The sequence below is a fragment of the Paenarthrobacter sp. YJN-5 genome, from assembly GCF_015040095.1.
Lineage (GTDB): Bacteria > Actinomycetota > Actinomycetes > Actinomycetales > Micrococcaceae > Arthrobacter > Arthrobacter ureafaciens.
This window is the reverse complement of the sequence record NZ_CP053544.1, coordinates 4,369,543-4,393,976: the sequence shown is the minus strand read 5'-3', so window position 1 is coordinate 4,393,976 and position 24,434 is coordinate 4,369,543. Positions and strand designations below refer to the sequence as shown.

Genomic DNA, 24,434 nt, shown 5'->3' with positions numbered 1-24,434 from the left:
ACTGACGGGTTCGAGCCACGTTGCCGTGTGGCCGTCGTCGTGTTCGACCAGGGCCAGGTGGCACATCAGGGAGTCCGAAGTCGCGCCGTGCCAGTGTTCTTCTCCGGGAGGGGCTTTCAGCTGAGTGCAGTGGGTTCAGGTATACGTTGCCGGTGAACTTTTCGGCCGGTCCTTGGACCGTGGGTCCCGGAACTGCCAGGCGCATGCCGGCTCCTTTCGTTGCGGTTGGGTGTGGTTAGGTGGTTGTGTGCCGCTGGCGTTTGGAATGCCAGGGACGCGACGACGAGGATGATCAGGACGACGGCGGCCATGATCAGCTGGCCGTCGGCGATCATGGCTCCGTTCCCGTACTTGGCCATGAGACGGGCCCCGGGGCTGCTGGCGGTAGACACGGACATGGGGTCCTTTCGAAATTCGGGAAACGGTCAAATGCCAGAAAACCAGCCCCCTCATTCGCGCGGGAGTGTCTGTTGTGCGGTGCACTGGCAGTTCCTGTTAGACCATCACGCCCCGCCGTAGCCTGGAAGCCATGGACACCACCAACGACGTCCGCGAGTTCCTCATTAGCCGCAGGTCCCGCATCACCCCGACCCAGGCAGGGCTTCCCGACTACGGAGGAACCCGAAGGGTGACCGGGCTCAAACGCGAGGAAGTCGCCATGCTCACCGGCGTCAGTACCGAGTACTACGCCCGGCTCGAACGCGGCAACCTCCGGGGAGTGTCGGACTCCGTTCTTGACTCCCTCGCCCGGGCACTACAGCTCGACGAGGCAGAACGCGCCCACCTGTTCGATCTGGCCAAGGCCGCCGCGCCAGCCCGCGCGTCCGGACCACGGCGGGCACAGGCGCAGGTTCGCCCCAGCATCGAAAGAGTCCTCGCCGGCATGACCGGGACACCGGCTTACGTCCGGAACGCCCGCACCGACGTGCTCGCTGCCAACAACCTATGCTTCGCCCTCTACACCGGGACCTCAGCCCCGGGATGCTTCCTGTGAACCTTGCACGGTTCATGTTCCTGGACCCGCGGTCCAAGGACTTCTTTGTGGACTGGGATACTCTCGCCGACGACTTTGCGTCGGCCATGCGCGCCGAATCTGGCAGGAACCCCCGGGACCGCGCGCTCAACAGCCTTATCGGTGACCTGGCCGCAGGCAGCACTGAATTCTCCACCCGGTGGGCGCGCCATAATGTCCGCTTTCACCGGACCGCCAGCAAGACCATGCGCAACCCGCTCGTCGGAGAGATTGAACTTACCGGAGACGCGCTGGAACTCCCTGGCGAAGGGCTGACACTGATCGCCTACTCAGCCGAGCCGGGCAGCCACGCCCAGGACCAACTCGACTTCCTCGCCAGCTGGGCTGCCGGCAACGGGAACATCGCTGCGCGCCATCCCGCAGAGCCAAATGGCCGCGACAGCCCGTAGCAGCAGGGGGTGATTTCAGCCCGCGGGTGGCTGTTTGGGGGTGGATTTGCGTTGGGGGTTGGGGGCGTGTATTGTTTTCTGAGTCGCCGGGAGCGAAACGGAAAGCCGGAAGGTGTGTACGGTTTGGGCAGGCGGCCAAAAATAACTCTTCTTTTCCAATGGCCCTGGTTGGGTTGCGCTGCTGTGTGTGGTGTGGCTTTGGGTGATGTTTTGGAGGGTCTGTTGTTTGAGAACTCAATAGTGTGCCAAGTTTGTTGATACCGATTGTTTTTTGATTGGTTGAATTTTTTGCCGGGCCATTGCGCACCCCCGTGTGTGGTGGTTTGGTTTTCAGCTGGTTTCAGATTTGCAGCTGCTTTTGCCGTGATTTCCGGTGGGGGTGGTTGTGTTTCGTTTTTTGTTTTTGAACGGAGAGTTTGATCCTGGCTCAGGATGAACGCTGGCGGCGTGCTTAACACATGCAAGTCGAACGATGATCCGGTGCTTGCGCCGGGGATTAGTGGCGAACGGGTGAGTAACACGTGAGTAACCTGCCCTTGACTCTGGGATAAGCCTGGGAAACTGGGTCTAATACCGGATATGACTCCTCATCGCATGGTGGGGGGTGGAAAGCTTTTTGTGGTTTTGGATGGACTCGCGGCCTATCAGCTTGTTGGTGGGGTAATGGCCTACCAAGGCGACGACGGGTAGCCGGCCTGAGAGGGTGACCGGCCACACTGGGACTGAGACACGGCCCAGACTCCTACGGGAGGCAGCAGTGGGGAATATTGCACAATGGGCGAAAGCCTGATGCAGCGACGCCGCGTGAGGGATGACGGCCTTCGGGTTGTAAACCTCTTTCAGTAGGGAAGAAGCCCTCTTTGGGGGTGACGGTACTTGCAGAAGAAGCGCCGGCTAACTACGTGCCAGCAGCCGCGGTAATACGTAGGGCGCAAGCGTTATCCGGAATTATTGGGCGTAAAGAGCTCGTAGGCGGTTTGTCGCGTCTGCTGTGAAAGACCGGGGCTCAACTCCGGTTCTGCAGTGGGTACGGGCAGACTAGAGTGCAGTAGGGGAGACTGGAATTCCTGGTGTAGCGGTGAAATGCGCAGATATCAGGAGGAACACCGATGGCGAAGGCAGGTCTCTGGGCTGTAACTGACGCTGAGGAGCGAAAGCATGGGGAGCGAACAGGATTAGATACCCTGGTAGTCCATGCCGTAAACGTTGGGCACTAGGTGTGGGGGACATTCCACGTTTTCCGCGCCGTAGCTAACGCATTAAGTGCCCCGCCTGGGGAGTACGGCCGCAAGGCTAAAACTCAAAGGAATTGACGGGGGCCCGCACAAGCGGCGGAGCATGCGGATTAATTCGATGCAACGCGAAGAACCTTACCAAGGCTTGACATGGACCGGAAAGACCTGGAAACAGGTGCCCCGCTTGCGGCCGGTTTACAGGTGGTGCATGGTTGTCGTCAGCTCGTGTCGTGAGATGTTGGGTTAAGTCCCGCAACGAGCGCAACCCTCGTTCTATGTTGCCAGCGGTTCGGCCGGGGACTCATAGGAGACTGCCGGGGTCAACTCGGAGGAAGGTGGGGACGACGTCAAATCATCATGCCCCTTATGTCTTGGGCTTCACGCATGCTACAATGGCCGGTACAAAGGGTTGCGATACTGTGAGGTGGAGCTAATCCCAAAAAGCCGGTCTCAGTTCGGATTGGGGTCTGCAACTCGACCCCATGAAGTCGGAGTCGCTAGTAATCGCAGATCAGCAACGCTGCGGTGAATACGTTCCCGGGCCTTGTACACACCGCCCGTCAAGTCACGAAAGTTGGTAACACCCGAAGCCGGTGGCCTAACCCTTGTGGGGGGAGCCGTCGAAGGTGGGACCGGCGATTGGGACTAAGTCGTAACAAGGTAGCCGTACCGGAAGGTGCGGCTGGATCACCTCCTTTCTAAGGAGCTGCTAACGGCGTCCGGGTCTGCCTGCATGGGCGGGTTCCGGGGTTGTCAGTGTTGCCCATTGCGCAGGCGTCTGTTCTGCGGTGGGTGCTCATGGGTGGAATATCAGCAAATCAAGTTTTTGGCATGGCCTGTTGGTGGTGGTGTCCTGGCGTGAGTACGGCAGCCCCTTTTCGCACTTTTGTGTGGGGGGGTGTTGGGAAAGCGGTCCGGGGTGTTCGTTGCCGGGTTGTGTTTGGCGCACTGTTGGGTCCTGAGGCAACAGGGCCTTTTTGCAGCAATGCAGGGAATCCTGGTGTTTCTTGTTGTTCCTGCGGCCGGCACCCCCCTCGTGTTTGTGTGGGGTGGGTGTGGTTGACGGGGTTGTTGTTTGAGAACTACATAGTGGACGCGAGCATCTGGACACATGGTCCTGCACTCTTTTTGGGGGTGTGGGTTGTGTGTTCTAGCAATTTCTTTGATGAATGAACCTGGCCCTTTTGTGGTCGTGGTTCTCTCGAATTGATTGAGTGCATCAGCCGCGGCCCGTTGGGGTTGTGGTTTTGTGTGGTCAAGTTTTTAAGGGCGCACGGTGGATGCCTTGGCATTAGGAGCCGAAGAAGGACGTAGGAATCTGCGATAAGCCTGGGGGAGTTGATAACCGAGCGGTGATCCCAGGATGTCCGAATGGGGAAACCCCGCACAACGCTGTGAGGTGATTGTGTGACCCGTGCCTGAATTCATAGGGTGCGTGGGGGGAACGCGGGGAAGTGAAACATCTCAGTACCCGCAGGAAGAGAAAACAAGAGTGATTCCGTTAGTAGTGGCGAGCGAACGCGGATGAGGCTAAACCGTTCCATGTGTGATAGCCGGCGGGCGTTGCGTGGGCGGGGTTGTGGGACTTTCCGTGCTGGTTCTGCCGGACCGGTGGGGTGTGGGTGTGCGTATAGGTGAACGGTCTTGAAAGGCCGGCCAGAGAGGGTGTGAGTCCCGTAACCGTAATGTGTGGCACCGCCTTTGGAGAGGATCCCAAGTAGCACGGGGCCCGAGAAATCCCGTGTGAATCTGTCAGGACCACCTGATAAGCCTAAATACTTCCTAATGACCGATAGCGGACCAGTACCGTGAGGGAAAGGTGAAAAGTACCCCGGGAGGGGAGTGAAACAGTACCTGAAACCGTGTGCTTACAATCCGTCAGAGCATCTGCAGCCCTTCGGGGTTGTATGGGTGTGATGGCGTGCCTTTTGAAGAATGAGCCTGCGAGTTAGTGTTACGTCGCGAGGTTAACCCGTGTGGGGAAGCCGTAGCGAAAGCGAGTCTGAACAGGGCGTGTTCAGTGGCGTGATCTAGACCCGAAGCGGAGTGATCTACCCATGGCCAGGTTGAAGCGACGGTAAGACGTCGTGGAGGACCGAACCCACTTCAGTTGAAAATGGAGGGGATGAGCTGTGGGTAGGGGTGAAAGGCCAATCAAACTCCGTGATAGCTGGTTCTCCCCGAAATGCATTTAGGTGCAGCGTTGCGTGTTTCTTGCCGGAGGTAGAGCTACTGGATGGCCGATGGGCCCTACAAGGTTACTGACGTCAGCCAAACTCCGAATGCCGGTAAGTCAGAGCGCAGCAGTGAGACTGTGGGGGATAAGCTTCATAGTCGAGAGGGAAACAGCCCAGACCACCAACTAAGGCCCCTAAGCGTGTGCTAAGTGGGAAAGGATGTGGAGTTGCTTAGACAACCAGGAGGTTGGCTTAGAAGCAGCCATCCTTGAAAGAGTGCGTAATAGCTCACTGGTCAAGTGATTCCGCGCCGACAATGTAGCGGGGCTCAAGTACACCGCCGAAGTTGTGGCATTCACGCATTACCCTAGCCTTCGTGGTTCAGGGGTGTGGATGGGTAGGGGAGCGTCGTGTGGGCGGTGAAGTCGCGGTGTAAACCAGCGGTGGAGCCTACACGAGTGAGAATGCAGGCATGAGTAGCGAAAGACGGGTGAGAAACCCGTCCGCCGAATGATCAAGGGTTCCAGGGTCAAGCTAATCTGCCCTGGGTAAGTCGGGACCTAAGGCGAGGCCGACAGGCGTAGTCGATGGACAACGGGTTGATATTCCCGTACCGGCGAAAAACCGCCCATGTTGAACGGGGGATACTAACCACCGCCGGTCTTTCTTGTTGCGCCACTTGTGGTGTGATGGTTGGGCTGGTGCTGGGACCTGATCCCGGGAGGCAAGCGTATTAACAGGTGTGACGCAGGAAGGTAGCCGGGCCGGGCGATGGTAGCCCCGGTCCAAGGATGTAGGGTCAGGGATAGGCAAATCCGTTCCTGTGTGTTTCGAGCACGATCCTGAGATCTGATGGGACCCCCGCATGGGGGGATCCGGTGATCCTATGCTGCCTAGAAAAGCATCGACGCGAGGTTTTAGCCGCCCGTACCCCAAACCGACACAGGTGATCAGGTAGAGAATACCAAGGCGATCGAGAGAATTATGGTTAAGGAACTCGGCAAAATGCCCCCGTAACTTCGGGAGAAGGGGGGCCTGCCCCGTGAAACGACCTTGCGTTGTGGAGCGGGTGTGGGCCGCAGAGACCAGGGGGAAGCGACTGTTTACTAAAAACACAGGTCCGTGCGAAGTCGCAAGACGATGTATACGGACTGACTCCTGCCCGGTGCTGGAAGGTTAAGAGGACCGGTTAGCCCCTTTGCGGGCGAAGCTGGGAATTTAAGCCCCAGTAAACGGCGGTGGTAACTATAACCATCCTAAGGTAGCGAAATTCCTTGTCGGGTAAGTTCCGACCTGCACGAATGGAGTAACGACTTCCCCGCTGTCTCAACCATAAACTCGGCGAAATTGCAGTACGAGTAAAGATGCTCGTTACGCGCAGCAGGACGGAAAGACCCCGAGACCTTTACTATAGTTTGGTATTGGTGTTCGGAGTGGCTTGTGTAGGATAGGTGGGAGACGTTGAAACCCGGACGCCAGTTCGGGTGGAGTCATCGTTGAAATACCACTCTGGTCACTTTGGACATCTAACTTCGGCCCGTGATCCGGGTCAGGGACAGTGCCTGATGGGTAGTTTAACTGGGGCGGTTGCCTCCTAAAAAGTAACGGAGGCGCCCAAAGGTTCCCTCAGCCTGGTTGGCAATCAGGTGTCGAGTGTAAGTGCACAAGGGAGCTTGACTGTGAGAGAGACATCTCAAGCAGGGACGAAAGTCGGGACTAGTGATCCGGCGGTACATTGTGGAATGGCCGTCGCTCAACGGATAAAAGGTACCTCGGGGATAACAGGCTGATCTTGCCCAAGAGTCCATATCGACGGCATGGTTTGGCACCTCGATGTCGGCTCGTCGCATCCTGGGGCTGGAGTAGGTCCCAAGGGTTGGGCTGTTCGCCCATTAAAGCGGTACGCGAGCTGGGTTTAGAACGTCGTGAGACAGTTCGGTCCCTATCCGCTGCGCGCGCAGGAAATTTGAGAAGGGCTGTCCTTAGTACGAGAGGACCGGGACGGACGAACCTCTGGTGTGTCAGTTGTACTGCCAAGTGCACCGCTGATTAGCTACGTTCGGATGGGATAACCGCTGAAAGCATCTAAGCGGGAAGCTCGCTTCAAGATGAGATTTCCAAACACATTATGTGTGAGAGGCCCCCAGCCAGACCACTGGGTTGATAGGTCGGATGTGGAAGCGAGGACTAAAGACTCGTGAAGCTGACCGGTACTAATAGGCCAACAACTTACACCACACACAACACACTGCACGCGTCCACTATGTGGTTCCCAACCAACAACCCGGGAACACCAACACAACAACACAACAACACAACTAAACAAGCACCACAGTTGTAACCACACACACTTCCCACCCCCACACAGGGGGACGGGTAACAAGGTTACGGCGGTCATAGCGTGGGGGAAACGCCCGGTCCCATTCCGAACCCGGAAGCTAAGACCCACAGCGCCGATGGTACTGCACCCGGGAGGGTGTGGGAGAGTAGGACACCGCCGGACAACCATTAGGTCGAGACCCCCCAACCCACACGGGTCGGGGGGTCTCCCACATTAACCACCACAACACCACGAAAGCCCCGCCAACAGACGGGGCTTTCATCGTTTAACCACCCAGACGGGCTACCCCGCGAAGAACTCCGACAACTCCGTGATCAGCTTGTCCGGAGCCCTGTTCGGACCGTCATGGCCGAACCCCGGGAGGATGGTGTAACTGGAGCCGGACAGGACGTCGTGGATCTGGCCACAGGCCACCCCGAAGTAGGCCGGGCTCTTCTCGCCCACCACAATGAGCGTCTCCAGCGGTAACTCCAGGAACGGCTCAGCCGGCATGTCCGCAGCGATCACTGCTTTGATCTCGCGTACGCCGCACGTCATCAACTCCCGCATCTGCTTACCCAGTGGAGTGCCGGCCGTCAGCTTGGTGGCCAGTGTCAGCATGGACAGCGGCATGCGCGAGAAAGCGCCGCCGGTCTCAACTCCCTTGATCAATACGGCAAGGCCGCGGTCATAGTCGCCGGCCGCCGTCGCGCGTTCATACTCCGGTGTCCAGTCCGCCTTGACGCTGTGGTTGACGGAAACTGCGGGGTCGTAGACGGCCAATCGCTCCACGGGTAGGGTCCGAGCGGCGTGCAACGCCACTGCGCCGCCGAAGGAGTGGCCGAACACATCGGTGCTGGAGGTGTGCTTCATGACGGCATCCAGGTCCCGGATGTCCGCCTCGAGGGTGTAATCCTCCGGCTGCGGAGATGAGTCGCCGCGCCCCCGGCGGTTGAACGTATGAACGGGACGGCCGAGGGATTCGCTCAGCTTCTGCGCGAACCGGGTGTAGTCCGAGGCCGTCACCATGGAGGCGGGCACGACGACGACGCCGGACCCTTTCGCCGTCAGGTCACCGCCCGTGGTGAAGAGTTCGAGGTGTCCGCCGTCAGGTGTGGTGATAATCTCGCGCGTCATGAACCGAGCCTAGCTGAGGCACCTGAACACGAACACTGTGTCCACCGACCGCTGAAACCTACTTCTTGAAGTACTCGGAGATATCGCTGACCAGTTCCTTGACGGCCGCGGGGACCGAACCATGGAAGCCTTTGGGCGAGACCTCAAGCGTGCTGCCCGGGACCGCCCTGTTAAGCCGGGAGGCAGCCACCTTGTAGAACTGCGGACTCTTTTTGCCCACCATGAAATGCGTCGTGGGCGGAAGTACGGAGAAGTCCCGGGGCGTGGCGTCGGCTTCGAAGGCAGCCTTGAGTTCTCCTACTCCCGAGGGCAGGAGATCCCGGAACAGTTTGTTGACCTTGGTCCTGGAGACCACTGCCATGAGTCCTGCGAGGATGGGCTCGGGAACGCGGGAGAGCGCGGTTCCGGGATTCATTCCCCGCTTCATGCGGGCCATGGCGCGGCTGACGTCGCCTTTATTCACGGCATCCGCAAAGCCGTCCAGCCAGTCTGTGTCCATGCTTCCGTCGATGTTCACGGCAGCGTCATAGACCGCGAGCTTGGCTGGCTCATTGCGCGTACCGGCAAAGGCTTGTGCAGCGTTGAGGGCGACCGCCCCGCCAAGGCTGTGGCCAAGGATGTTCCGGGCGTCGGTGGCGTCCATGATGGTCCGGACGTCGGCGATCTCCGTGGCCATGGAGTAATTGTGCGGCTGGTCTGTGGATTTGCCCCGGCCCCGGCGGTCATAGACGTCCACGGCCCAGCCCTCGCCGAGTCCCTTCGCCAAGGCCACGGAGAACGGGCGGTAAATCAAAGCTGTCAGGAATGCCCCGCCGATCAGGATCACGCGCCGTTCCCCGGGCGCGTCCACCGTCCCGTGGCTGTATAAGGCGAGTTTGCCGCCGTCGTGCGTTCTGACTTCCTGTTCCCTCACCCGGATTATCCTAGGCGCCTACGGGCGCGGGCACGTGACCTCCGGAGAGGAACCGTGCCACCCGGGAGGCCAGCCGCCGGCCCGGACGCAGCGGACCTTCGTGGAATTGCAGGGGGACGATCGCGAAGTCGATAGCGGGAACGGCGTTGGCGAGGGTTCTCCCGGTTTCGGCGAAGTACGAGGGACTCCACCCTCCACTCAACATCAGTGTCGGTGTCTGCAGTGACCGGAAATCGTCGAGTGAAAGGTCCGCTGCCAGGACCGCGCGCATCTCGGTCACCGCGGTGGGCAGAAGCGACCGCATCTCGAACCCCAGCCGGGTCTGGGCGGAGATGATACTGAGCGTTCGCAATGCGCTCATGGGCAGGTAGGAAATGGGGCCTGCGGTGCCCAGGCCCTGGACCAGATGGGCCCAGGCTTGGTCCAGCTGCCCTGCCGTGACGGCTTCTTCCAGTTCCGGACGCCACCGGCCGTGGAGGTTGCCGGACAGGGACACCGCGGCGTCGTAGGTCACCAGGCGGTTTATCTTCGACTTCAGCACCGCGTTCAGGGCAACGAAGCCGCCATAACTGTGAGCTACCACGTCAGTGGAACCGCTCTTGTCCATCACTGCACCGAGATCGGCTACCTCAGTCTCCACTGAGTAGTCCGGTGGCTGCGGTGCGGATCTCCCGCGGCCGCGACGGTTGTAGCAATGAACGGGGCGGCCCAGCATGCGGCTCAGGTTCAGCGCGAACGGCCAGTACAGGGAGTCGGTCACCAGGGTGCCATGGATCATGACGACGCCGGACGGTTCAGCGGGTGCCTGCGACCCCGGAATGGCGGCATTCGACACGGGTCGGAAGGTGTGCACCTCAAGCTGCCCACCGCCGTCGTTCGTTTCAACAGTCCATGTCTCCACAGCCCGAGTCTATGTCCGGAAGTAGTGGCCCGTAATCAGCGGTAAACTTAAGGACTGTGACTTCCGCAAACACCCCCGCCCTGAACACCTCCGCAGAGCCTGCCGATGCCAGCGAACAGATGCGCATCCGTATGGAGAAGCGCGCCAAGCTGATTGAGCGTGGTTCGGAGGCCTACCCCGTGGGCGTTGATCGGACTCATTCCCTTGCCGAAATCCGTGAAAAGTACGCCCACCTCGAGGCGGACGACACCACCGGCGACGTCGTCGGTGTGACCGGACGCGTCGTGTTCATCCGCAACACCGGCAAGCTGTGCTTCGCAACCCTCCAGGAAGGCGGCGTGGACGGCAAGGCCGTACGCCTGCAGGCGATGCTGAGCCTGGCGAACGTCGGCGAGGAAGCCCTGGCCGAGTGGAAGGCCTTGGTGGATCTGGGCGACCACGTTTTCATCAAGGGCGAAGTGATCTCTTCCCGCCGTGGCGAGCTGTCCGTCATGGCAGAGTCCTGGTCCATGGCGTCCAAGGCCCTCCGGCCCCTCCCCGTGCTCCACGCGGGACTCAACGAGGAGACCCGGGTCCGTCAGCGCTACGTGGACCTCATGGTCCGCGACGAAGCCCGTGAAATGGTCTACACGCGCGCTGCAATTACCCGCTCCATCAGGGACACCCTGGATCGCCGCGGTTATGTGGAAGTCGAAACCCCCATGCTGCAATTGGTGCATGGCGGCGCAACGGCCCGCCCCTTCGAAACCCACATGAATGCCTTTGACCAGAAGATGACGCTGCGCATTGCCACCGAGCTCTTCCTGAAGCGCGCTGTGGTGGGCGGCATTGACCGCGTTTATGACATGGGCAGGGTTTTCCGCAACGAAGGCGTGGATTCCACGCACAGCCCGGAATTCACCACCCTGGAATGCTACGAAGCCTGGGCGGACCAATTCGTCATGGCCGAGCGCATGAAGGAAATCATCCTGAATGTGGCTGACGTCGTGGGGACGCGCACCATTCAGACGGAAGCCGGCGAGATCAACCTCGACGGCGAATGGTCCTGGCTTGCGGTGTACCCGGGGCTTTCCGAAGCAGTGGGTGTCGAAATTACCCCGGACACCACGGTGGAGGAATTGCGGGACATTGCTGCCAAGCACGACGTCAAGGTGGACCCCAAGTGGGATGCCGAGAAGCTCGCGGTGGAATTGTTCGGGGAAATCGTCGAACCGACCCTGTTGAACCCGACGTTCGTTTATGATTACCCGCCGTCGGCGCAGCCCCTTGCCCGTCCGCACCGTGAGGACGGCCGGTTGATCGAGGCCTGGGACCTCATTATCGGCGGCATGGAGCGCGGTACGGCGTTCTCCGAGCTGATTGACCCGGTGATCCAGCGTGAGCGGCTCATGGAGCAGTCCCGGCGTTCAGCGGCCGGCGACGACGAAGCCATGCAGTTGGATGAGGACTTCCTCCGCGCCCTGGAATACGGCGCTCCGCCGATGGGCGGCATTGGCCTGGGCATCGACCGCCTTGTGATGATGTTTACCGGCGTGGGCATCCGCGAGACCATCCTGTTCCCGTTGCTGAAGCCTGAGGGGCACTGATCATGGAGTACATTGCCGTCCTGGCGCCCTCTGTTGTCGTTGGTTTGATCTTCTGGTTTGCCATGAAGTCCATATTCAATGCGGACAAATCCGAGCGTGAGGCTGAAGCCCGGGCGCAGGCGGAAGCAAATCTGCGTAATTCGGGTCCTGATGCCGAAGGCAACGCGGCTAAATAGCCTCTGAATTGGCCGGCATTGGGGTTTTATCCACATATGCCTTTGACGCGCATGCTCGCTGTGAACGATAATCAGAAATACAACATGGGGATTTCTGATTATCAACCCTCCAAAAGAGAGGCTACTCATGGCACAAAAAGTAAAAATCATCCTGGTCGATGACTTGGATGAAGGGGCAGCTGATGAAACTGTCCGTTTTGGCCTGGATGGCGTGAGCTACGAGATGGATTTGTCCTCGGCCAACGCTGCTTCCCTGCGTCAAGCCTTGGAGCCTTACGTCGCCAAAGCCCGGAAGACCTCTTCCGGACGCGCAACGAGGGGCCGCGCAGCTACCACCCGCAACCAGGATTCCGCGCAGATCCGCCAGTGGGCCCGTGACAACGGTTACACGGTAAACAGCCGTGGACGTATTCAAGCTGAAATTCAGGAAGCGTACCAGAAGGCGAATTCCTGATTCGTCGCCTCAAAGCCCCGGCCGAGTGCCGGGGCTTTGGTCTTTAACGCGGACGTTCAAGAACCCGCTTCCCGGGCGGGAGCGGGGGTCCATGTTTCCCCTGTGGCGAACACGCTCCAAAAGTCCCGCTTCGGCACGTAGCATCAAAGTACGTCGTAGCTAGGAGTGTGGCGAAATGTTTGAGAGATTTACGGACCGTGCCCGTCGCGTGGTCGTCCTTGCCCAAGAAGAGGCACGGATGCTCAATCACAACTACATCGGTACTGAACACATCCTCTTGGGTTTGATCCATGAGGGTGAAGGTGTTGCCGCCAAGGCGCTTGAGTCCTTGAGCATTTCGCTCGACGGCGTCCGGGAACAGGTGCAGGAGATCATCGGCCAGGGCCAGCAGGCTCCGTCCGGTCACATCCCCTTCACCCCGCGTGCAAAGAAGGTGCTGGAGCTTTCCCTTCGCGAGGCCCTTCAGCTCGGACACAACTACATCGGCACGGAGCACATCCTCCTCGGCCTCATCCGTGAGGGCGAAGGCGTGGCAGCTCAGGTGCTGGTGAAGCTCGGTGCCGACCTCAACCGTGTGCGCCAGCAGGTTATCCAGCTGCTCTCCGGCTACCAGGGCAAGGAAACCGCAGGCGCGGGATCCGGCCAGGGCCAGCAGGAAGGCACCCCTGCCGGTTCCGTGGTCCTGGACCAGTTCGGCCGCAACCTGACGCAGGCTGCCCGCGAAAACAAGCTCGATCCCGTGATCGGCCGCGAGCAGGAGATGGAACGCGTCATGCAGGTCCTCTCCCGCCGCACCAAGAACAACCCGGTCCTGATCGGTGAGCCCGGCGTCGGCAAGACCGCCGTCGTCGAGGGCCTTGCCCAGGCGATCGTCCGCGGGGACGTTCCGGAGACCATCAAGGACAAGCAGCTCTACACGCTGGACCTTGGTTCCCTGGTTGCAGGTTCCCGCTACCGTGGTGACTTCGAAGAGCGCCTGAAGAAGGTCCTCAAGGAAATCCGCACCCGTGGGGACATCATCCTGTTCATCGATGAGATCCACACTTTGGTTGGTGCGGGTGCTGCAGAGGGCGCCATTGACGCCGCGTCCATCCTCAAGCCGATGCTGGCCCGTGGCGAACTCCAGACCATTGGTGCCACCACGCTTGACGAATACCGCAAGCACATCGAGAAGGATGCTGCGCTGGAGCGCCGCTTCCAGCCCATCCAGGTCAAGGAACCTTCGGTTGCGCACGCGATCGAGATCCTGAAGGGCCTGCGGGACCGTTACGAGGCACACCACCGCGTGACGATTACCGACGGCGCCCTCGCCTCCGCAGCGCAGCTGGCCGAACGCTACATCTCGGACCGCTTCCTGCCGGACAAGGCGATCGACCTCATCGACGAAGCCGGCGCCCGCCTGCGCATCCGCCGCATGACCGCTCCGCCGGAGCTCAAGGCCATGGACGAGCGCATCGCCGACGTGAAGCTGGAGAAGGAATCGGCTATTGACGCCCAGGACTTCGAAGGTGCCGCTTCGCTGCGCGACAAGGAGCAGAAGCTCATTGCCGAGCGCGCAGAGAAGGAGCGCAACTGGAAGTCCGGCGGCATGGACGACATCTCCGAGGTTGACGAGGACCTGATCGCAGAAGTCCTCGCGAACTCCACGGGCATCCCGGTCTTCAAGCTCACCGAGGAAGAGTCCTCGCGCCTGCTGAAGATGGAAGACGAGCTGCACAAGCGGGTCGTCGGCCAGGACGAGGCCATCAAGGCCCTGTCGCAGGCCATCCGCCGTACCCGTGCAGGCTTGAAGGACCCCAAGCGTCCGGGTGGTTCGTTCATCTTCGCCGGCCCCACCGGCGTCGGAAAGACCGAACTCGCCAAGGCACTTGCGGAGTTCCTGTTCGGTGAAGAGGACGCCCTCATCACGCTGGATATGTCCGAGTACTCCGAGAAGCACACGGTTTCGCGCCTCTTCGGTGCCCCTCCGGGCTACGTCGGGTACGAAGAAGGCGGCCAGCTGACCGAGAAGGTCCGCCGTCGTCCGTTCTCCGTGGTGCTGTTCGACGAGGTTGAGAAGGCGCACGCCGATCTCTTCAACTCGCTCCTGCAGATCCTCGAAGACGGCCGCCTGACCGACTCCCAGGGCCGCGTGGTGGACTTCAAGAACACCGTGATTATCATGACCACCAACCTGGGTACCCGCGATATCTCCAAGAGCGTCGCAACCGGCTTCCAGTCCGGCACGGACACCCAGACCGGCTACAACCGGATGCGTGCCCGGGTCACGGAAGAGCTGAAGCAGCACTTCCGTCCCGAGTTCCTCAACCGTGTTGATGACGTCGTGGTGTTCCCGCAGCTGACGCAGGACGAGATCATCGAGATCGTGGACCTGTTCGTCACCCGCCTGGAGCGTCGACTCAAGGACAAGGACATGGGCATCGAGCTCACCAAGGCCGCCAAGGTCCTGCTCGCTACCCGTGGTTACGACCCCGCAATGGGTGCCCGGCCGCTGCGCCGCACCATCCAGCGCGAGATCGAGGACCAGCTGTCCGAGAAGATCCTGTTCGGCGATATCCACACCGGCGACATCGTTGTGGTGGACGTCGAGGGTGAAGGTGACGACGCCAAGTTCACGTTCGAAGGCAACGCCAAGCCGCGGATTCCGGAGATCGCTCCGTCCGCATAAAGGTGGAAGCGCCATAAAGCAGAGTGCCCCGCACATTCTCCTAGGAGTGTGCGGGGCACTTGCTTGTTTGGGATCCGGAATTGAACGGGCCCGGGTAACAGGCAGCAGGAGGGTTGATGCGGATATTGATGGTGGCCCCGGGAACGCGGGGAGACGTGGCTCCCATGGCGGGACTGGGCAGCAAGCTGCAGGAGCACGGGTTTGAGGTTGCCGTGGCCGGCAATCCTGCCTACGAATCGGTGGTGGCGTCGGCAGGATGCGAGTACAGGGAACTCCCTGGCAGCCTGACCCGGATTATCCAACGCGGTGCGGCGGGAGCGGAGCCGGCCGCCAGCGGGGTGCTTGAATCCTGGCGTGGGTTGCGCACGTACATGGACCAGGCGGCCACGGGAACTTTGGCTGCGGCGGAACGTGGAGCGGACCTCATCATGGCCAACTCCGTGGCGCCCTACGCTTATGACGTCGGCGAAGCGCTGGGCATTCCGGTCATCGGTGCCCACCTGCAGCCCGTTGAGCCAAGTGCTGCGTATCCGCCGGTGATGTTGGGCTCCGCGCGCAACCTCGGACGGCTGGGCAACAAGCTGATTGGTGAACGGGTGGCTGGCGGGCCCGCGCCGTACGACGCCCCGAGCGCACGCATACGCCGGGAGTTGGGGCTTCCGAAACTGTCGCGCCAGGCTGCTGACCGACGTCGGCGGCGCACCAAGGCGACCATCCTCCATGGCATCAGCCCCACGGTCCTGCCGCGCCCGGCGGATTGGCACGACGGCCTGACGATGGGCGGCTACTGGTGGCCGCCGGCAAGGCCGGAGTGGAAGCCGGACTCCTGGTTGGTGGATTTCCTGGCAGCCGGACCGCGTCCTGTCTACGTGGGATTTGGCAGCGGCGCGCAGCTGGACGCAGACCTGGCGCTGGAAGCCGTCAGGCTTGCCGGAGTGCGCGCCGTCTTGCAGGGCGGGGGCGTGCAGGAGCCTGATGCCATCAGCGTCGAGGATGTGCCGCATGAGTGGCTCTTTCCCCGGATGGCGGCCGTTGTGCACCACGCCGGATCAGGTACGACGGCGGCTGGCCTCCGCGCCGGGGTCCCGACCGTCTGCGTGCCGGTCTTCACGGACCAGCCCTTGTGGGCCTCCCGGGTGGCCGCCCTTGGTGCAGGCCCTGGGCCCATCCCTTTCAAGCAACTGACAGCGGGGCGCCTCGCAGCGGCAATCAAAGCCGCGGTCAGCACGCCGTCGTACGCTGAGCGGGCGCGGGTCCTGGCCGCCAGCATCGCCGCGGAAGACGGCGTGGCGCCGGTGCTGGATGCACTCCGGAGAGTCCAAAGTATGTGAAAGTAATGTTTCACTCTTAGTGAACTACCCTGTGATGCGCGGCACATTCCCTGTTGAATCAGAGCATGGACTCGACTGACTCTCACAACCCGGGCACGCAACCGGAGACGCCTTTCCACGATCTGGAGCACTATCTTTCAGTTCCCCGCGTGGGCGGACTCACCCTCAGCCCCGACGGCAAGCGGCTGGTTACCACCGTTGCCACCCTCAATGGCAAGGGAACCGAATACGTCACGGCTCTGTGGGAGCTGGACCCTGCCGGGGAGAAGCAGGCCAGGCGCATCACCAGGAGTGCCAAGGGAGAGGCGGGCGCCGCCTTCGCAGCCAACGGAGACCTCTACTTCACGTCCGCACGCCCCGACCCGGAGACCCCCGATGAGGACCCTGTCAGCGCCCTGTGGTTGCTGCCGGCGGACGGGGGAGAGGCCCGGGTGGTGCACTCGCGGGCAGGTGGAGTCAATGCAGTCCTCACCGCCAAGGACGCCGATGCGACGTTCGTGGTGGCGGAGGTCCTGGCCGGTTCCACCGACGAAGAGAATGACAAGGAGCGGCGGAAAGCCCGCAAGGACAACAAAGTTTCGGCGATCCTGCACAGCAGCTACCCCGTCCGATACTGGGACGCGGATCTGGGCCCGTCGCAACCGCGCATCTTCGCTGTGGAACCCGGCGAACAGGACGAACCCGGAAAACCTTCCACCGTGGACGCCCAACCGCCGGTCGAACTGCGGAACCTGACCCCCGGCGTCGGAGCTTCGCTCCGGGAAGCACAAACCGTGGTGAGCCCCGACGGGAAGACCATCTACACGGGCCTCACCAAGGCGCTCGCCAGGGCCGACAGCCGCGAGGTGCTCGCCGCCGTCGACGTCGCCACCGGAGCCGTGAAGGTACTGCTGGACCGCGAAGGCATGAGCTACTTCCCCGGGCCGGTCAGCCCGGACAACCGCACCCTGGTTGTGCAGAGCGAAAGCGACACCACGCCCACCCGGGCCCCGCAGGTCAAACTGCACCTGCTGGACGTTTCAGGCGGCGAAACCACGGAGCTGATCCCGCTTGCCCACGACTGGGACCGCTGGGCGCACCCGGTCGCCTGGCTTCCGGACGGCAGCGCGGTCCTGGTGACAGCGGACGACGACGGCGCGTCGCCGGTTTTCCGAATCAACGTCGCTGACGGTGCGGTGACGCGCCTGACGAAGGACGCAGCGGCCTACACGGACGTAGTGGCCTCGCCGGACGGGGTGAGCGTCTTTGCGCTCCGGAGTTCCTATGACTTCCCGGCCGAAGCAGTCCGGATCGATGGTGCCACCGGCGATGTGGTCCGCCTGCCTGCCCCGGCGGAACGTCCCGTGCATCCCGGCCGCCTGGAGCGGGTGGCAACAACCACTGCCGACGGTTCGCGGGTGTCGGCGTATCTTGCGTTGCCGGATCACGCCTCCGGTAATCAGCCCGCACCCCTTCTGCTCTGGATCCACGGCGGTCCGCTCAATTCCTGGAACGCATGGACATGGCGCTGGAACCCGTGGCTGCTGGTGGCCAAGGGGTACGCCGTGCTGCTTCCGGATCCGGCGTTGTCCACCGGCTACGGGCAGGACTTCATCCAGCGCGGATGGGGTGAATGGGGCAAACGGCCGTTCGAGGACCTCATGGCCATCACCGATGCCGTGGTGGCACGGCCGGACATCGATGAAACGCGGACCGCGGCAATGGGTGGCTCGTTCGGTGGATACATGGCGAACTGGGTGGCGGGGAAGACGGATCGGTTCAAAGCGATCGTTACCCACGCAAGCCTCTGGGCACTGGACCAATTCGGCCCTACCACCGACGCAGCCCAGTACTGGCTCAAGGAAATGACGGCGGAGATGGCGATGGAGAATTCGCCGCACCTCAACGTGGGAAACATCAAGACGCCCATGTTGGTGATCCACGGGGACAAGGATTACAGGGTGCCGATCGGGGAAGGGCTGCGGCTTTGGTACGAGCTGCTCTCCTCCTCGCAGCTTCCGGCCGACGGGAATGGCCAGAGCCCGCACCGCTTCCTGTACTTCCCGGACGAGAACCACTGGGTACTCCAACCCCGCCATACGAAGATCTGGTACGAGGTGGTTGAGTACTTCCTGGCCAAGCAGGTGCTGGGCTTGGACGTGGAGCTGCCGGAGGAGCTCGGGCTGTAAGGAGCTGCCGGCACTCAGCCCTGCGACATGCGGCGAATACCGGCAGCGTAGGCGTCCAGGACCTCAAGAATGCCGGGGTGCTGCCTCATGAGTAGGCTGATTTACCAACGCTTAGGGTCATAAGTGTTGGTTGATCAGGATCTAACCAACACTTAGCCGCATAAGTGTTGGTTGGGTCGTGCCTGAGTTACGGATGACAGCCGATGACGGGCGGCGGAAACAAGCACCTGTGCGGCTGGCTAGGATGGGGGAGTGGATTCCGCCTTCAGCATTCGCCCTGCCCGCACCAGCGACGTCGCGGCGATCAAGGGGCTCGTGGCTCCATTGGCCGAGGAGAGGATCCTGATCTCCAAGGAAACCGTGGCGTATTACGAAAGCCTCCAGGAGTTCCAGATCGCCGAGTCGGACGATGGCGAAGTTATTGGTTGCGGCGCCCTGCACGTCATGTGGGAAGACCTTGCCGAAATCCGCACTCTCGCGGCCGCCGACTCCTGGCGGGGCAAAGGCGTGGGCCACGTCCTGGTGGAAAGCCTCGTGGAAAAGGCGCGGACCCTCGGCGTCAGCCGCGTATTCTGCCTGACGTTCGAGGTGGACTTCTTCGTCCGCCATGGATTCGAAGTCATGGCCGACCAGTCCGCCGTGGATCCCGAGGTGTATTCGGAACTGCTGCGCTCGCATGACGAAGGCGTGGCGGAGTTCCTTGATCTTGCCCGGGTAAAACCCAATACCTTGGGCAACACCCGTATGATCAAACACCTCTAGCCCCACCTCCAACAATTCCCGGACAGGCGCCGGAATTATGGGTGATTTAAAGTATCTTCTCTTATCTAAATTTGATGGATAAACTGATTCAGGCTTGCTGGGGAGCTTCCGCCACATCGGTTCATCGAGAGAAGATCATGCAGTCCCACGCGTCCTTTCTAGGCATTTCAAGCGTTTCAGAACTCAAACTCAGCGTGCGCGGTCCAGTGTTCACGCCTACCGATCCAGGGTTCGCTGAAGAAGTAGCGGCCTTCAACCTTTCAACACAGCACCAGCCGGATGTTGCGTTCGGCGCCCTCGACGCCGAGGACGTTGCAACCGCGGTGAAATGGGCAGCGGAGCAGGGCATGCCCGTTGCCGTGCAGTCCACCGGCCACGGTGCCTCCAACGCAATTCAGGGCGGCTTGCTGATCAGCACCCGCCGGATGTTGGAACTGAGCATAGATCCCGTCGAAAGGACCGCCCGCGTTGGTGCGGGCGTCCGATGGAAGGCGGTGGTTGACCACGCTGCAACCTTCGGCCTGATGGGTCTGTGCGGGTCCACCACGGACGTGGGCGTGGTGGGCTACACGCTTGGCGGCGGCCTGCCAATCATGGGCCGCAAGTACGGCTTCGCCTCCGACCACGTCATCGCCTTCGAACTCGTCACGGCCGACGGCACCCAACGGCGCGTGTCCAAGGACGAGAACCAGGAGCTGTTCTTCCTCCTCAGGGGAGGAAAGGGCAACTTGGGGATCGTCACGGCAATCGAGTTCCACCTGTTTCCCAGCGAAGACATCTTTGCCGGCGGCATCTATTTTGACGGCCAGCATGCTGCGACCGTCCTCGATCAGTTCAGCCGGTGGGTGGACACCCTCCCAACGGAAGCATCGGCGTCGTTGGCTTTCCTGCGGCTGCCGGACATGGACATCATCCCGGAACCACTCCGCGGGAAGTTCGTGGTGCACCTCCGTTATGCGTACCAAGGTGATGCCGCAGTGGCCACCCAACTTCTGGAGCCCATGCGCCAGTGCGCCCCCTTCATGATGGATGCCACGGGTCCGCTTGAGTCAACGCAGTTCGATTCAATCCACCAGGACCCGGACCAACCGGTTCCGGCCCGTGAGCGGGGTTTCCTGCTGGACCGGCTGGATGACCACGCCAAGGAGGCCATCCTGCGGCACTTCGGTCCCGGCGTCGAAAGTCCCGTTCTCATGGCGGAGCTTCGCCTCCTCGGCGGTGCCCTGGCGGTTTCCGCTGACGGTGAAGACAGCGTCAGCGGCCGCGACGCGGCATTCAGTTTCTTCATGGCAGGGATGGCCGTCCCGCCCCTGGCGGAGCTGCTTCCGCAGGTGTACGACGCCGTCCAGGAGGATCTGCGCGAGGCCTCCAGCGGTTCGACTTTCGTGAACCTGCATGGGCACTTCGTGGATGCCGAGGACCGCGAGCGGGCCTGGGCGCCAAGCATTCGGGAGCGCCTGAAGAGGGCCAAAGCGGAAGTCGACCCGAACAACATGTTCAGCTTTGGGCATGTCGTAGGGCTGCCGGTCATCGATCAGACCGTACTGCTCGAGGACGTTGTCACGACCGGCGGCGACGCCGTGCCGGGCAACTAGGAACACGCCGTGCAAGACCGAGTAACGTTCCCGGACTTCTCCGCGTTCCAGATTGAGATCCCTTACGGTTCCTGGCTCCACGAGTCGGGGTGGTCCGGAGGGCACCCGTCCCACGAGATCTCCTCCGACTTCTGGCCCGACGTGCAGGCCAGCCATGATCGGGAGCCCTCCGACGTTGCCAAACAAGGCGGCTAAGAGGACCCCTTGGAGGCCTACCATGGCCGTGGCTGCCGGTAGTAGGGTCAGAGCACCAGACCACTGCAGGCTCAGGAGCATCGACCATGAAAAAGCTCATCAATGATCCACGTGCGGTGGTGGACGAATCCGTCGAGGGTTTCGGTATGGCGCATGCCGACCTCGTGGACGTCCACCCCGACCCCAAATTCGTCGTCCGCAAGGGTGCGCCGGTGAAGGGAAAGGTCGCCTTGGTATCGGGCGGGGGCAGCGGCCACGAACCGCTGCATGCAGGCTTCGTTGGACTCGGCATGTTGGACGCCGCAGTGCCGGGAGCCGTGTTCACCTCACCCACACCTGACCAGATCATCCCGGCGACCACCGCGGTGGACTCCGGTGCCGGCGTCGTACACATCGTGAAGAACTACACCGGTGACGTCCTGAACTTCGAAACCGCAGCGGAAATGGCCCAGGCCGAAGGCGTGGCCGTCCGCTCGGTGCTCGTGAACGATGACGTTGCCGTGGAGGACTCGCTGTACACGGCCGGTCGGCGCGGCGTCGGCGGAACGGTCCTCGTGGAGAAGATCGCGGGGGCCGCCGCCGAACGGGGCGACGACCTTGATGCCGTAGCCGCCATCGCCGAGCGCGTGGTGGCGAACGTCCGGACCATGGGCGTCGCACTCTCCGGTTGCACGGTCCCGCACGCGGGCACGCCGAGCTTCGAACTCGCTGATGACGAGATTGAGATCGGAATCGGCATCCACGGCGAACCCGGCCGGCACAAGATTGCCATGGAACCCGCGGATGCCATCACCGACCGGCTGCTGGAACCTGTGCTGGAGGATCTTTCCATCGCCTCCGGGGACAAGGTCCTGCTGTTCGTCAACGGCATGGGCGGCACGCCCCTGAGTGAGCTGTACATCGTCTACCGCCGGGCGGCGCAGGTGCTCGCCGAACGGGGCGCCACTGTGGAGCGTTCGTTGGTGGGCAATTACGTGACCTCCCTGGAGATGCAGGGTTGCTCCGTGTCGGTGCTTCGCCTGGACGATGAACTGACCACCCTTTGGGACGCTCCCGTCCATACTGCGGCCCTCCGTTGGGGAGTGTGAGACGTGGGGTTGGGTGTTGATTGGGCCGTGAAGTGGCTGAATCTCTCAGCTGAGGCCATGGCCGAACATCGTGTGGAACTGATTGAACTTGACCGGGCAATCGGGGACGCGGACCACGGCGAAAATATGGACCGCGGCTTCCAGGCAGTCCTGCAGAAACTCAACGAGTCACCACCGGAAACGGCCGGGGCGGCGTTGAAGGCTGCGGCCATGGCGCTGATGTCCAAGGTGGGCGGTGCCGCAGGGCCGCTTTACGGGACTGCCTACCTTCGTGCCGCCACCTCGCTGGGGGATGCGGCCGAGCTCGACGCCGGAGCAGTGGCGTCCGCCTTGGCGGCTGCCCGTGACGGAGTGGTGGCGCGCGGAAAGGCCGAATTGGGTGACAAGACCATGGTGGACGCCTGGTCTCCGGCCGTGGAAGCAGCCCAAAAGGCTGCGGATAACGGCGAGGACGCGTTGTCCGCCCTGCAGGCGGCTGCAGAGGCTGCGGAAACAGGTGCCGTGGCAACCGACCCGCTCGTCGCCCGCAAAGGCCGGGCCAGCTACCTGGGTGAACGCAGCGCAGGACACCGGGACCCGGGGGCTGCGTCCACGGCGCTTTTGCTCCGGGCGGCTGCGACGGCGGCGGACGGCGCATCCGGCGGTACCGGCGGATGACGGTTGGGATCGTGGTCGTCTCGCACAGCAGCAAGATCGCTGAGGGTGCGGTTGAGCTGGCCACCCAGATGGCGTCCGACGTCGGACTCGTCGCCGCCGGGGGAACTGACGACGGGCGGATCGGCACCAGCTTCGAGAAGGTGCTGGCCGCCGTCGAGCAGTCCCTTGCCGAAGCCGCAGGCGACGGCGTGGTGGTGCTGACGGATCTGGGTTCGGCGGTGATGACCGCGGAGTCGGTGAAGGAGTTTGCCAGCGAACCGGACGCGGTGCACCTGGCTGACGCGCCACTTGTCGAGGGGCTCGTTGCCGCGGCCGTCGCTGCCCAGGGCGGTGCCGGCGTCGAGGAGGTGCGGAAGGCCGCTGAAGCGGCCGGAGGTGCCGTCGCTTCGCCGGAGGCAGGGGGAGTGCAGGAACCGGACGTAACGGCCGATTTTGAGCTCATCAATCCGCTGGGAATGCATGCCCGGCCTGCCGCGAAGATCGCCGGAGGACTTTCCGGGATGGACGCAGAGGTGACCATCAACGGCGCAGATGGAGCGTCGATCATGGAACTCATGACCCTGGCTGCAGGGCAGGGCGCCACGCTCCACGTGGAGGCGCGCGGCGAGGACGCGCAGAAGGCCGTTGACTACGTCCGGGGCTTGGTGGCGGACGGATTCGGCGAACTCTAATTCGCGACATTTTGCGCGAAGAGATTGATAAGTATCCTGATTAGTGATGTTGTAGTAGTACAGGTTCACTACAAGAAAGAGGTGCAAGCATGGGTGCCGATGACAAGATGGAGAACGCTGGCGACAAGATCGCAGGCAAGGCAAAAGAAGCCGCCGGTAAGCTGACCGACAACGAGCGCCTCGAAGCCGAAGGCAAGGGCGATCAGGTCAAGAGCGACCTCAAGGGCGCCGGCGAGAAGGTAAAAGACGCCTTCAAGAAGGACTAATTTTCACATCGTCAGGGCCGCTGTGTCACAGCGGCCCTGACGTGTTTCTACGCATTGACGATCTTTGAACCCGAGGGAGATTCCGTGAACTTTCTGGTTAAACTTTTCGGCCTGGTGATCAGCCTCGGAGCCGGTGCGCTTGCGAACAAAACCCTTGAGGGACTCTGGGAAAAGAAAACGGGCAGGCCTGCTCCCAAGGACGGAACCGACCTGGACGATGCCCTTCCGGGCGTTCTTGTTTTTGCCGTCGTCTCCGCCGCAGTAGGAGCCGTGGTCCACGTCCTTACCCAGCGAGGCACCAAGAGCGCCATTGAGCGCATGAAGAAAACCGCAGATGAGGTCTAGCGAAATGGCTATAGCGAAGCACCCCAGTGTTGTTATCGATTGCCCGGACGCGCGCGCCCTGGCCAACTTCTATGGCGAGCTGCTGGGTTGGGAAGTGTCCAACGAAGAGGGCGACTGGATGGACATCCGTCCCGCCGACGGCAGTAACTGTATTTCCTTCCAGCAAGTAGACGTTTATCAGGCACCGGTGTGGCCCGGCCAGACCATTCCCCAGCAGATGCACTTCGATGTGCTGGTGGAGGATCTCGACGAGGCTGAAAAAGCCGTCCTGGCGCTGGGAGCCAGCAAGGCCGACCACCAACCCGGCGAGACGTTCCGGGTGTTCCTCGATCCGGCCGGGCACCCGTTCTGCCTCTGCCTCTCCTAG

General features: G+C 61.8%; 21 protein-coding genes and 3 rRNA genes. 20 read left to right on the top strand and 4 right to left on the bottom strand.

The window, feature by feature from the left end; all coding sequences use genetic code 11:
- Positions 1-116 precede the first annotated feature (116 nt).
- Positions 117-398 carry a hypothetical protein gene (locus HMI59_RS20375; protein ID WP_193592359.1) on the bottom strand — a complete coding sequence of 94 codons (282 nt, stop codon included), beginning with the start codon at positions 396-398 and terminating at the stop codon, positions 117-119.
- Between the two features lie 131 nt (positions 399-529).
- Between HMI59_RS20375 and HMI59_RS26120 the strand changes: the two genes are divergently transcribed.
- The 5 genes from HMI59_RS26120 (at position 530) to rrf (ending at position 7,337) form a co-directional block, all read left to right on the top strand.
- Entirely contained in the window at positions 530-994 is a 465-nt protein-coding gene (locus HMI59_RS26120) for a helix-turn-helix domain-containing protein (protein ID WP_370583550.1), read from the top strand.
- Entirely contained in the window at positions 991-1,422 is a 432-nt protein-coding gene (locus tag HMI59_RS26115; RefSeq protein WP_370583549.1) for a hypothetical protein, read from the top strand. The genes HMI59_RS26120 and HMI59_RS26115 overlap by 4 nt, the downstream gene beginning before the upstream one ends.
- 404 nt (positions 1,423-1,826) lie before the next feature.
- Positions 1,827-3,355, top strand: a 16S ribosomal RNA gene (locus HMI59_RS20365).
- A 555-nt stretch (positions 3,356-3,910) separates the two neighbouring features.
- Positions 3,911-7,072 (top strand): 23S ribosomal RNA (locus tag HMI59_RS20360).
- 148 nt (positions 7,073-7,220) lie between these two features.
- Positions 7,221-7,337 (top strand): 5S ribosomal RNA (gene rrf / locus HMI59_RS20355).
- Together the 16S, 23S and 5S rRNA genes form the textbook arrangement of a ribosomal RNA operon.
- Positions 7,338-7,457: 120 nt before the next feature.
- On the opposite strand, the gene HMI59_RS20350 is transcribed toward rrf, so the two are convergent.
- Genes HMI59_RS20350 through HMI59_RS20340 form a run of 3 tightly spaced genes read right to left on the bottom strand, consistent with a single transcriptional unit; the run spans position 7,458 to position 10,105 of the window.
- Positions 7,458-8,291, bottom strand: coding sequence for an alpha/beta fold hydrolase (locus tag HMI59_RS20350; protein ID WP_021471364.1), 834 nt, complete (start codon positions 8,289-8,291; stop codon positions 7,458-7,460).
- Between the two features lie 58 nt (positions 8,292-8,349).
- Complete coding sequence (locus HMI59_RS20345; RefSeq protein ID WP_021471363.1) at positions 8,350-9,204, bottom strand: alpha/beta fold hydrolase; 855 nt, start codon at positions 9,202-9,204, stop codon at positions 8,350-8,352.
- A gap of 10 nt (positions 9,205-9,214) precedes the next feature.
- Positions 9,215-10,105, bottom strand: a complete 891-nt coding sequence (locus HMI59_RS20340; protein WP_021471362.1) for an alpha/beta fold hydrolase — start codon at positions 10,103-10,105, stop codon at positions 9,215-9,217.
- A 56-nt stretch (positions 10,106-10,161) separates the two neighbouring features.
- On the opposite strand from HMI59_RS20340, the gene lysS reads away from it, so the two are divergent.
- From lysS to HMI59_RS20265, 15 genes are all read left to right on the top strand, one after another.
- On the top strand, positions 10,162-11,691 hold the full coding sequence (gene lysS, locus HMI59_RS20335; RefSeq protein WP_193592358.1) for a lysine--tRNA ligase: 1,530 nt from the start codon (positions 10,162-10,164) through the stop codon (positions 11,689-11,691).
- Positions 11,692-11,693: 2 nt separating this feature from the next.
- Positions 11,694-11,867 (top strand): hypothetical protein, encoded by a 174-nt coding sequence (locus HMI59_RS20330; protein WP_021471360.1) that lies wholly within the window; start codon positions 11,694-11,696, stop codon positions 11,865-11,867.
- 127 nt (positions 11,868-11,994) lie between these two features.
- The gene (locus tag HMI59_RS20325) at positions 11,995-12,321 is read left to right on the top strand and encodes an Lsr2 family protein (protein ID WP_021471359.1); all 327 of its coding nucleotides are present in this window, start codon (positions 11,995-11,997) and stop codon (positions 12,319-12,321) included.
- A gap of 175 nt (positions 12,322-12,496) precedes the next feature.
- Positions 12,497-14,989, top strand: coding sequence for an ATP-dependent Clp protease ATP-binding subunit (locus tag HMI59_RS20320; protein ID WP_021471358.1), 2,493 nt, complete (start codon positions 12,497-12,499; stop codon positions 14,987-14,989).
- Positions 14,990-15,105: 116 nt separating this feature from the next.
- Positions 15,106-16,320: a glycosyltransferase gene (locus HMI59_RS20315; protein ID WP_193592357.1), complete on the top strand. Its 1,215-nt coding sequence runs from the start codon at positions 15,106-15,108 to the stop codon at positions 16,318-16,320.
- Positions 16,321-16,385: 65 nt separating this feature from the next.
- On the top strand, positions 16,386-18,488 hold the full coding sequence (locus HMI59_RS20310; protein ID WP_193592356.1) for an alpha/beta fold hydrolase: 2,103 nt from the start codon (positions 16,386-16,388) through the stop codon (positions 18,486-18,488).
- Between the two features lie 252 nt (positions 18,489-18,740).
- Positions 18,741-19,250 (top strand): amino-acid N-acetyltransferase, encoded by a 510-nt coding sequence (locus tag HMI59_RS20305; protein WP_021471355.1) that lies wholly within the window; start codon positions 18,741-18,743, stop codon positions 19,248-19,250.
- Between the two features lie 206 nt (positions 19,251-19,456).
- On the top strand, positions 19,457-20,845 hold the full coding sequence (locus HMI59_RS20300) for an FAD-binding oxidoreductase (protein ID WP_227471469.1): 1,389 nt from the start codon (positions 19,457-19,459) through the stop codon (positions 20,843-20,845).
- A 9-nt stretch (positions 20,846-20,854) separates the two neighbouring features.
- Positions 20,855-21,040: a hypothetical protein gene (locus HMI59_RS20295; protein WP_021471353.1), complete on the top strand. Its 186-nt coding sequence runs from the start codon at positions 20,855-20,857 to the stop codon at positions 21,038-21,040.
- Positions 21,041-21,126: 86 nt separating this feature from the next.
- Positions 21,127-22,128: a dihydroxyacetone kinase subunit DhaK gene (dhaK, locus tag HMI59_RS20290; protein WP_021471352.1), complete on the top strand. Its 1,002-nt coding sequence runs from the start codon at positions 21,127-21,129 to the stop codon at positions 22,126-22,128.
- Positions 22,129-22,131: 3 nt separating this feature from the next.
- On the top strand, positions 22,132-22,785 hold the full coding sequence (gene dhaL / locus HMI59_RS20285; protein ID WP_166184758.1) for a dihydroxyacetone kinase subunit DhaL: 654 nt from the start codon (positions 22,132-22,134) through the stop codon (positions 22,783-22,785).
- Entirely contained in the window at positions 22,782-23,456 is a 675-nt protein-coding gene (gene dhaM / locus HMI59_RS20280; RefSeq protein WP_166184761.1) for a dihydroxyacetone kinase phosphoryl donor subunit DhaM, read from the top strand. Before dhaL ends, dhaM begins: the two co-directional genes overlap by 4 nt.
- Before the next feature lie 89 nt (positions 23,457-23,545).
- On the top strand, positions 23,546-23,722 hold the full coding sequence (locus HMI59_RS20275) for a CsbD family protein (protein ID WP_021471349.1): 177 nt from the start codon (positions 23,546-23,548) through the stop codon (positions 23,720-23,722).
- Positions 23,723-23,806: 84 nt separating this feature from the next.
- Positions 23,807-24,067: a DUF4235 domain-containing protein gene (locus HMI59_RS20270; RefSeq protein ID WP_166184763.1), complete on the top strand. Its 261-nt coding sequence runs from the start codon at positions 23,807-23,809 to the stop codon at positions 24,065-24,067.
- A gap of 4 nt (positions 24,068-24,071) precedes the next feature.
- The gene (locus tag HMI59_RS20265) at positions 24,072-24,434 is read left to right on the top strand and encodes a VOC family protein (RefSeq protein ID WP_193593842.1); all 363 of its coding nucleotides are present in this window, start codon (positions 24,072-24,074) and stop codon (positions 24,432-24,434) included.

What these genes read in the sequence shown, in the direction of transcription:
- HMI59_RS20375 (WP_193592359.1), bottom strand. Translation starts at nt 398, where the DNA reads ATGTCCGTGTCTACCGCCAGCAGCCCCGGGGCCCGTCTCATGGCCAAG.
- HMI59_RS26120 (WP_370583550.1), top strand. Translation starts at nt 530, where the DNA reads ATGGACACCACCAACGACGTCCGCGAGTTCCTCATTAGCCGCAGGTCC.
- HMI59_RS20350 (WP_021471364.1), bottom strand. Translation starts at nt 8,291, where the DNA reads ATGACGCGCGAGATTATCACCACACCTGACGGCGGACACCTCGAACTC.
- HMI59_RS20330 (WP_021471360.1), top strand. Translation starts at nt 11,694, where the DNA reads ATGGAGTACATTGCCGTCCTGGCGCCCTCTGTTGTCGTTGGTTTGATC.
- HMI59_RS20325 (WP_021471359.1), top strand. Translation starts at nt 11,995, where the DNA reads ATGGCACAAAAAGTAAAAATCATCCTGGTCGATGACTTGGATGAAGGG.
- HMI59_RS20320 (WP_021471358.1), top strand. Translation starts at nt 12,497, where the DNA reads ATGTTTGAGAGATTTACGGACCGTGCCCGTCGCGTGGTCGTCCTTGCC.
- HMI59_RS20315 (WP_193592357.1), top strand. Translation starts at nt 15,106, where the DNA reads ATGCGGATATTGATGGTGGCCCCGGGAACGCGGGGAGACGTGGCTCCC.
- HMI59_RS20310 (WP_193592356.1), top strand. Translation starts at nt 16,386, where the DNA reads ATGGACTCGACTGACTCTCACAACCCGGGCACGCAACCGGAGACGCCT.
- dhaK (WP_021471352.1), top strand. Translation starts at nt 21,127, where the DNA reads ATGAAAAAGCTCATCAATGATCCACGTGCGGTGGTGGACGAATCCGTC.
- dhaM (WP_166184761.1), top strand. Translation starts at nt 22,782, where the DNA reads ATGACGGTTGGGATCGTGGTCGTCTCGCACAGCAGCAAGATCGCTGAG.
- HMI59_RS20275 (WP_021471349.1), top strand. Translation starts at nt 23,546, where the DNA reads ATGGGTGCCGATGACAAGATGGAGAACGCTGGCGACAAGATCGCAGGC.
- HMI59_RS20265 (WP_193593842.1), top strand. Translation starts at nt 24,072, where the DNA reads ATGGCTATAGCGAAGCACCCCAGTGTTGTTATCGATTGCCCGGACGCG.